We start from the raw sequence: 2,603 nt of genomic DNA on the forward strand, positions 1-2,603 counted from the left end.
CGTTCCCCCCCAATTCGGAGGTGTTCCGCCCAAACCCCCCCGCGGGGGTTTTTGTGGGGGGGTCCGGCCCTATAACACCGCGGGGGGGGGCCCCCCCCCCCCCGGCCCCCCCCCCGCCCGTGTGCTTCTCAGTACGCCTGGGCGTCAGCTCTGAGGAACGTCGTCCTCGGAACCGTCCTCTTCGTCACCCTCACCATCGGACGACGCCCGCGCAGCCTTCGGAGCCTCGGCCTCGTCTTCGTCTTCGTCCTCGACCTTGGTCTCAAGCCCGGTCCCGGTCTCGTCCTCATCCTCGACGAGCGCATCGACGAACTCGACGCCGTCCAGCTCCGCGAGCCGGTCGGATGCGTCCGTGCTGCCGTCCTTGTCGGACTCGACGGCCTTGGCGAACCACTCCCGCGCCTCGCCCTCACGACCGGCCGCGAGAAGCGCGTCGGCGTACGCGTAGCGCAGACGTGCTGTCCAGGGCTGTACGGAGTTCGAGGCGAGCTCCGGGCTCTGCAGGGTCACGATGGCGGCCTCCAGCTGCCCCATGTCCCGCCGCGCACCGGCGGCCACGAGCCGCATCTCGACCTGCCCGGCCTTGTCCAGCTTCTGCACCTCGGGCGCGCCGGCCATGTCCAGCGCCTTCTCGGGCCGCCCCAGACCGCGCTCGCAGTCCGCCATGACGGGCCACAGCTCCACGCTGCCGGTCATCCGACGCGCGGCCCGGAACTCGGCGAGAGCCTCGCTGAACTTCTGGTTCGCGTACGCGGCGAAACCGGCCGCCTCGCGTACGGCGGCGACGCGCGACGCCAGCCGCAGGGCGATCTTCGCGTACGCGTACGCGCCTTCGGGGTCCTCGTCGATGAGCCGGGCGACCATCACCAGGTTCCGGGAGACATCCTCCGCAAGCCCCTTGGGCAGGCTCTGGAGCTCCTGCCGTACGTCCTTGTCGATCTCCTCGCCCGTGACGTCATCGGGAATCGGCAGCCGCTTGATCGGCTCACGGTCACGGTCCCGCTCGTCACGGAAACGGCCGCCACCGCGCCGGTCGTCGCCCCTGCGGTCATCACGGCCGCGGAAGCCGCCGGGGCGCCCGCCCCGGTCGTCACGACGCGGACCACCGCGTCCGCGGTCGTCGCGACCACGGAAGCCGCCGCCCCGGCTGTCTTCACGCCGGTCGTCACGGCGGTCGTCCCGCCTGTCGTCACGGCGGAAGGGCGGACGGTCGCCTTCGCGGCGGTCGTCACGCCGGAAGTCGCCGCGGTCACCACGGTCGTCCCGCCGGAAGCCACCACGATCGCCACTGTCACGACGGTCATCACGACGGAAACCACCACGGTCATCGCCCCGACGGTCATCACGCCGGTCGTCCCTGCGGTCCTCACGCCGGAAGCCGCCGCCGCCACGATTGTCGTCGCGGCGGAAGCCCCCGCGATCACCACTGTCACGACGGTCGTCACGCCGGACAGCCGGACGGTCCCCGTCGCGACGGAAGCCCCGGTCGTCGCCGCGGCGATCGTCGCGCCGGTCGTCCCTGCGGTCGTCACGCCGGAAGTCACCGCCACGGTTGTCGTCGCGGCGGAAGCCACCACGATCACCACTGTCACGACGGTCATCACGACGGAAACCACCACGGTCATCGCCCCGACGGTCATCACGCCGGTCGTCCCTGCGGTCCTCACGCCGGAAGCCGCCGCCGCCACGGTTGTCGTCGCGGCGGAAGCCCCCGCGATCACCACTGTCACGACGGTCATCACGACGGAAACCACCGCGGTCGTCATCGCGGCGCGGGCCACTGGCATCGTCACGACGGAAGGCCGGACGGTCGCCGTCACGGCGGTACCCACGGTCGCGGTCGTCACGGCGCGGCCCGCTGGGGCGGTCGTCACGGCGCGGCCCGCTGGGGCGGTCGTCACGGCGGAACGGCGGGCGACCGCCGCGGTCGCCCTCTCGCCGATCGTCACGGCCGCGGAAGCCACCGCCACCACGGCTGTCATCACGGCGGACACCGCCGCGGTCGCCACCGCGATCACCGTCGCGGCGGTCGTCACGCCGGTCGTCACGCCGGCCATAGCCGCCCCGGTCCGACCCGCCCCGGTCGTTGTCGCGGCGCGGGCCCCCGCGATAGCCGCCGCGGTCACCACTGTCCCGGCGGCGCTGGTCGCGCTCGGGTCGCTCATCGGGAGAGTTGGTGGACATGGGTGACTCCTGTCTTCGGTACCGCAAGTCATTCTCGCGCAGCCGAGTACCCGGCGCGCTTCGGAAAAACAAAAAAGGACCTCTGGTCCCAGCGAGTCGCTGGGACCAGAGGTCCTCCAAATATTGTTCGGCGGCGTCCTACTCTCCCACAGGGTCCCCCCTGCAGTACCATCGGCGCTGTAAGGCTTAGCTTCCGGGTTCGAAATGTAACCGGGCGTTTCCCTCACGCTATGACCACCGAAACCCTAATGGTTTCGAGCGAACAAGCACACTCTTCAGTTGAATGTTCTGCTCAAAGCCGACAACGGTCGTTGTCTCAGAACTAACACAGTGGACGCGAGCAACTGAGGACAAGCCCTCGGCCTATTAGTACCAGTCACCTCCAGCGGTTACCCGCCTTCCAGATCTGGCCTATCAAC

The 2,603-nt window shown here is 70.0% G+C and carries 2 protein-coding genes and 1 rRNA gene; all 3 read right to left on the bottom strand.

The genetic code is table 11. The features are described from left to right. Window positions 1-144 precede the first annotated feature (144 nt). A complete protein-coding gene (locus ACIBK0_RS35510) occupies window positions 145-972 on the bottom strand; it encodes a hypothetical protein (RefSeq protein ID WP_399088921.1) in 828 nt (275 codons plus the stop codon). After that, the gene (locus tag ACIBK0_RS35515; RefSeq protein ID WP_399088923.1) at window positions 864-1,766 is read right to left on the bottom strand and encodes a hypothetical protein; all 903 of its coding nucleotides are present in this window, start codon (window positions 1,764-1,766) and stop codon (window positions 864-866) included. The genes ACIBK0_RS35510 and ACIBK0_RS35515 overlap by 109 nt, the downstream gene beginning before the upstream one ends. Window positions 1,767-2,309: 543 nt before the next feature. Next, window positions 2,310-2,426 (bottom strand): 5S ribosomal RNA (gene rrf, locus ACIBK0_RS35520). Window positions 2,427-2,603: the final 177 nt, after the last annotated feature.

Origin of the sequence: Streptomyces sp. NPDC050564, assembly GCF_044457265.1 — a bacterium.
Taxonomy (GTDB): Bacteria; Actinomycetota; Actinomycetes; order Streptomycetales; family Streptomycetaceae; genus Streptomyces.